The organism is Nonomuraea sp. NPDC005983 (genome assembly GCF_040614375.1).
Lineage (GTDB): Bacteria > Actinomycetota > Actinomycetes > Streptosporangiales > Streptosporangiaceae > Nonomuraea.
In genome coordinates this window covers 1-5,968 of sequence record NZ_JBEXUP010000250.1, presented here as the reverse complement: position 1 = coordinate 5,968, position 5,968 = coordinate 1, and the positions used below count along the sequence as shown (strand labels likewise).

The window sequence follows — 5,968 nt, the reverse complement described above, 5'->3', positions numbered from 1 at the left end:
GTCGCGGTAGTCGGGATGGACGTTCGACTCAAGATTCTCGTGATATTTCCGGAAAGTCGCCGTCACCTCGCTCGGCACCGCCATCGAGGCCCTGGAACTGCTGCGGGTCAAGGAGGCGGGCCAGGCGACCCTCCTGATCGCCCGCGACCATCCGGGCGACGGCACGCTTCCCGACGACCGCTCCGGTGCGTCCGCGGTGCTCGACGGCTCCGGCATGGCTCGGCGCGGGCCGGCGCCGCAGGGCGGGCAGTGGGCGGCCGAGCTGGTGAGCGTGCCGGCGCCGCTCAGCGACGCCGTCGAGCATGTGCTCGGCGACGTCGTGGTCGTCGACGATCTCCAGGCGGCCCGCGACGTGGTGCGGCGGCACCCTGGGCTGCGGGCCGTCACCAGGAGCGGTGACGTGGCCGGAGCCCACGTGGCCAGCGGCGGTTCCGAGGGCGGCACGTCGGTGCTCCAGGTGCGGGCCGCGCTCGACGACGCCGTGGCCGACCTGGAGGAGGCCGAGAGCAGGGCCGAGCAGACCGCCGTCGCCCTCGACGACGCCGTCGCGGCCGAGCAGGCCGCCCAGGCCGCCCTGGAGGCCGCCCAGGCGCACGTGAACGAGGCACAGAGCGCCGCGGGAACCGCGCAGGCCGGGGTGAGCGCCGCGCAGGGCGCGCTCGACCAGGTCAGGGCCCGCCAGCGGGAGGCCGACCAGCGCCACGCCGCAGCGGCCAAGCGGCTCGCCCAGCTCGAAGCGGCGGCCAAGGCCGCACAGGACGAAGCGGCGCGGCTCACCGGAAGCGTCAAGGCCGCCGAGGAGGCCCGCGCCGAGGGGCTGGAGGAACTGGCGGAGCTGGAGATCCGGCTGGCCGAGGCCGAGTACGCCCAGGAACTGGAGGCCGAGCCCACCACCGAGGCGCGCGACGAGCTGGCCGACACCTGCCAGACGGCCAGGCAGCGCGAGATGGAGACCCGCCTCCAGGTCCGCACCGCCGAGGAGCGGGTCAGGGGCATCGAGGGCAGGGCCGACGGCCTCGTCAGGGCCGCCGAGCGGGAACGCCAGGACCGCGCCCAGGCCGCCGCCCAGCGGGCCAGACGCAGGCAGCAGGCCGCGGTGGCGGAGGCGGTCGTCAAGGGCGCCAAGCAGGTGCTCGCCGCGCTGGCGACCTCGATCCAGCTCGCCTCCAGGCAGCGCGACGAGGCCGACCTGGCCCGGGTCGCCGTCGACGCCGAGCTCAAGCAGGTGCGCGTGCGCGTCCGAGAGCTCGGTCAGGAGCTCGACAAGCTGGTCAACCGCGTCCACGGCAGCGAGGTCGCCCGTACCGAGCAGCGCCTGCGCCTGGAGCAGCTCGAGCAGCGGGCCCTCGACGAGTTCGGCGTCGAGACCGAGTCCCTGGTCCCCGAGTACGGCCCGCAGGCCCCGGTTCCCGGCGACCCGCCCGTCCCGTACGTGCGGGAGGAGCAGGAGAAGCGCGCCCGCACGGCCGAGAAGCAGATGAACCAGCTCGGCAAGGTCAACCCGCTCGCCCTGGAGGAGTTCGCCGCGCTGGAGGAGCGCCACGCCTTCCTCAGCTCGCAGCTGGAGGACCTCAAGAAGACCAGGCGCGACCTGATGACCGTGGTCAAGGAGGTCGACGACCGGGTGGAGCAGATGTTCTCCTCCGCTTACGAGGACGTCGCCCGCGAGTTCGAGCAGATCTTCACCAGGGTCTTCCCTGGCGGCGAGGGCCGGTTGGTGCTCACCGACCCCGCCGACATGCTGACCACCGGCATCGAGGTCGAGGCCAGGCCGCCGGGCAAGAAGGTCAAGCGGCTGTCGCTGCTGTCGGGCGGCGAGCGCTCGCTGACGGCGGTGGCGTTCCTGGTCTCCATCTTCAAGGCCAGGCCCTCGCCCTTCTACGTGATGGACGAGGTCGAGGCCGCGCTCGACGACACCAACACCCAGCGCCTGCTGACCCTGTTCGAGGAGCTGCGGCAGAACTCACAGCTCATCGTGATCACCCACAACAAGCGCACGATGGAGATCGCCGACGCGCTCTACGGCGTTTCGATGCGCGGCGACGGCGTCACGCAGGTGGTCAGCCAGCGCTTGCGCGAACGCGAGCCGGCCTGATCCGCGTGGCCTTGTGCTGGAGCATGGCGGGCGATCTGGAAAACTGACATCTTGTGGATGGTTATCTCGGCGTCATAGTGATCGTGGTCGTCGTCGCCCTGCTGGCGGTCGGCGGCCTCTTCCTGCTTTTCCGGCCGGGGGGCAAGGCCGCGCCGCCCGCCGAGCCTCCCGAGACGATCGCACCCCCCGAGGAGCAGCGGCCTCCCGCGGCGGCGGAGGAGGTTGAGGGGGCGACCACCACGCTCCCGCCCCCGGTCAAGCCCGCCGAGCCCGTCGTCGTCCCGCCAGAGGTGGAGGTGCCGCCGCCGTCCGCGGGCCGGATGGTGCGGCTGCGCTCCAGGCTGGCGCGCTCGCAGAGCGCGTTCGGGCGGGGCCTGCTCGAACTGCTGTCCCGCGACCGGCTCGACGACGAGGTCTGGGACGAGATCGAGGAGCGGCTGATCACGGCCGACGTGGGCGTCGGGCCGACCCGCGCCATGGTCGAGGAGCTGCGCACCAAGGTCAAGGTGCTCGGCAGCCGCACCCCCGACGAGGTGCGCGGCCTGCTGCGCGAGCAGCTGCTCGCCCAGATCGACCCCGACCTCGACCGCACGCTGCACGTGCAGAAGCACGGCGAGCGGCCCGCCGTGGTGCTCGTCGTCGGCGTGAACGGCACCGGCAAGACCACCACCACGGGCAAGCTGGCCCGTGTGCTCGTCGGCGACGGCAAGAAGGTGGTGCTCGGCGCGGCCGACACCTTCCGCGCGGCCGCCACCGACCAGCTGCAGACCTGGGGCGACCGGGTCGGCGCCGACGTGGTGCGGGGGCCCGAGGGCGGCGACCCCGCCTCGGTGGCCTTCGACGCCACCGCGAAGGGCATCGAGGAGAAGGTCGACACCGTCATCATCGACACGGCCGGTCGCCTGCACACCAAGACCGGGCTGATGGACGAGCTGGGCAAGGTCAAGCGGGTCATCGAGAAGAAGGCCACCGTCGACGAGGTGCTGCTGGTGCTCGACGCCACCACGGGCCAGAACGGCATGCGCCAGGCCCAGGTGTTCGCCGAGGTGGTCAACATCACCGGCATCGCGCTGACCAAGCTCGATGGCACGGCCAAGGGCGGCATCGTCATCTCGGTCCAGCGGGAGCTGGGGGTTCCGGTCAAGCTGGCCGGTCTCGGCGAGGGCCCCGACGATCTCGCGCCGTTCGACCCCGAGGTCTTCGTGGACGCAATTCTGGGCGATTAACCCGCTGTTTTCGGATGCCGGCCATGTTTATGGCCCTTTCCGAAAAAAACGGGAAATATCGCTTACCGGGACAAGCCTTGATCGCCGAGTTTGCGTGTGTTCACATGAACCGGTTGCCGCCGAGATCGCCTGCGTGGGAATTCTCGCGATCTCGGCATGCTCACCGCGAAAGGGTCCCGATGAAAAAGGTCGTCGTTCACAAGCCTGGAACCGTGAAGCCTTCCGGCGCCGCCGCGCCGCGACACGGCCACTGACTCCGGCTGGGCCGGCGTCCCCCAACGGGGCGCCGGCCGTGACAGCACCGGAGACGGACCACGGAAGAGGTATCGGGTGGACACGATCGTTCTGGACGCAGACCGCAGGCTCCACGGCCCCTACACACTCGGCGCCGCGCTGCTGGACCGCCTCGTCCCCGAGGCGCTGGACCGGTGGCCCGACCTGGTCGCCGCGCACGACATCGAGATCCGCGTCGCCGCGCCGCACCTGGAGATCCCGGTGCGCAGGCGATCGCTCGCCGACAGCCTGCCGAGAGCGCAGCGCATCCTGATCCCCGGCGCCCGCCGCACGCTCAGGATCGCCAACGGGCTGGCCGAGTTCGTCCGCGACCACCTGGGCAGAAGCGGCCCCCTGACCCTGACGGTCGACAACCTCGACGAGGCGGACCCGACCGACACCGAACTCGCCGAGGTGCTGGGGCGGCGGCTCGACCCCGGCCTGCTGCGGCTCGTCCGCGGCCGGTCGGTGCCGGGAACCGGCCCGCTCCGCGCCGACTTCGACCGGTTCCGCGACGAGGGCTTCCACCACGCCATGGCCGAGGCGGGCCTGGAGGCGCTGCGCGGCATGGCGTACGAGTCCGACCCGGAGGGCTGGCGGCGGCTCGTCGAGCGGGTGGCGGGTGCGCTGGAGGCCATCGAACGCGAGGACGAGGCCCGCGCCCTGTACGACAGGGCCCGCCGCGAGAGCACCGACCCCAAGCACCGCGCCACGATCGCGTACGGCACGGCCATGCTGCTGGTACGCCACCACGACCCCGCCCAGCGCGACGCCGAGCAGGCCCTGGCCTGGATCAACGAGGCCGTCGCCCTCACCTCGCTGCTGCCCGATCCCCGCGTTCGCGCCTTCCACCTCGGGTTCGACCTCAACGGCAAGGCCCTGGTGGAGGTCCGCAGGGGCCGCCGGGACGCGGCGCTCGCCCTGGTGCAGGAGGCCATCGACCTGGCCGAGCAGGACCTGCGCGGCGAGCACCCCGTCCACCGGCTCGTCCTGTACGCCAACAGGGCCCAGCTGATGGCGATGGCGGGCCGCACTCAGGAGGCCCTGGCCGACTACGCGATCGCCATCGGCGCCGACCCCGGCTACCCCGACTACTACCTGGACCGCGGCAGCCTCCTTCACAAGCTCGGCGAGTACGACCACGCGCTGGCCGACTTCGAGGCCGTGATCCGCCTCAGCCCGCCCTTCCCTGAGGCGTACTACAACCGGGCGGAGGTCAGGTTCGCCACCGGAGACCTCGACGGCGCCCGCGCCGACCTGGACCACACGCTGGAGCTCGATCCGGAGTTCGCCCCTGCGTACGTGAACAGGTCCGGCCTGCACGCGGCGGCGGGTGCGTACGACCTGGCCAGGCAGGACGTGGAACGCGGGCTGGCCCTCGACCCGCGCAGCCCCCACCTGATGTGCGTCCTCGGGCAGGTGGAGGCCGCCGAGGGCAGGCAGGCGGAGGCCATGGCCGCCTTCGACGCGGCCCTCGACCTCGACCCCGACCTGGTGGCAGCCTGGGCGAGCCGCGGCGCGCTGGCCTTCGAGTCCGGCGACCACGCCGCCGCCCTGTCCGACCTGACGAGGGCGCTGAAGCTCGCGGAGACGGCGGAGCTGCTGTTCAACCGGGCCCTGGTGCACCGTGCCGCGGGACGTGCCGAGGAGGCCGCACAGGACCTGCTCAGGGCCGCTGAGCTGGCTCCTGACGACCCGGACATCGCGCGGGAGCTCGCCAGGGCGTGACCACCCGTGGACGGCGGCTACTGGCTCCTGCTGGCGGCCTTCCTGACCTCGTCGCTGGGCACCTGGATCTACCGGCTCGCCCTGCCGCTGCTGGTCTACGACCTGACGGGGTCCGCGCTCGGCACGGGCCTGGTCTACGTCATGGAGTACCTGCCGTACCTGGCGCTGGGGATGTTCGGCGGGGTGCTGGCCGACCGGTTCGACCGCGGGCGCGTCCTGGTGCTCGGGGACACGCTCTGCGGTGCGATCACCGCCGTGCTCGCGGTCGTGGTCACGGTGCGGGTGCGGCAGCTCTGGCCGATCTACCTGGTGGCGTCGCTGCTGGCCGCGGTCGATCCGCTCTACCAGCCGGCGTTCCGGGCGATGGTGCCCTCGCTGGTGCGGCCGGAGCGGCTGCCTCAGGCCAACGCGCGGATCCACATCGGCGAGCACGCGGTCAACATGGCGGGCCCGGTGGTGGGCGGCGCGCTCGTGGTGGCGTTCGGCTACCAGGTCGCGGTCTACGCGGACGCGGGGACGTTCCTGCTGTCCGCGCTGCTGATCGCGCTCATCGGAAGGGGCGCGACGCGGGGAGGCGGGCCCAGCGGGAGGGCGCAGGACGCGCCGGGGGCTCGCCGCGCGTCCGTGGGGGCGGACATCGGCGAGG

3 protein-coding genes and 1 pseudogene are annotated in these 5,968 nt (G+C 72.5%); all 4 read left to right on the top strand.

The features are described from left to right. Window positions 1-55: 55 nt before the first annotated feature. Window positions 56-2,095: pseudogene (locus ABZ297_RS45885) on the top strand (AAA family ATPase); the annotation flags it as partial. A gap of 53 nt (window positions 2,096-2,148) precedes the next feature. Next, the gene (ftsY, locus tag ABZ297_RS45880; RefSeq protein WP_355360624.1) at window positions 2,149-3,321 is read left to right on the top strand and encodes a signal recognition particle-docking protein FtsY; all 1,173 of its coding nucleotides are present in this window, start codon (window positions 2,149-2,151) and stop codon (window positions 3,319-3,321) included. A gap of 330 nt (window positions 3,322-3,651) precedes the next feature. Beyond that, window positions 3,652-5,322, top strand: coding sequence for a tetratricopeptide repeat protein (locus ABZ297_RS45875; protein WP_355360621.1), 1,671 nt, complete (start codon window positions 3,652-3,654; stop codon window positions 5,320-5,322). A 6-nt stretch (window positions 5,323-5,328) separates the two neighbouring features. Continuing rightward, the coding region (locus ABZ297_RS45870; RefSeq protein WP_355360618.1) for an MFS transporter at window positions 5,329-5,968 on the top strand (640 nt) is incomplete at its 3' end.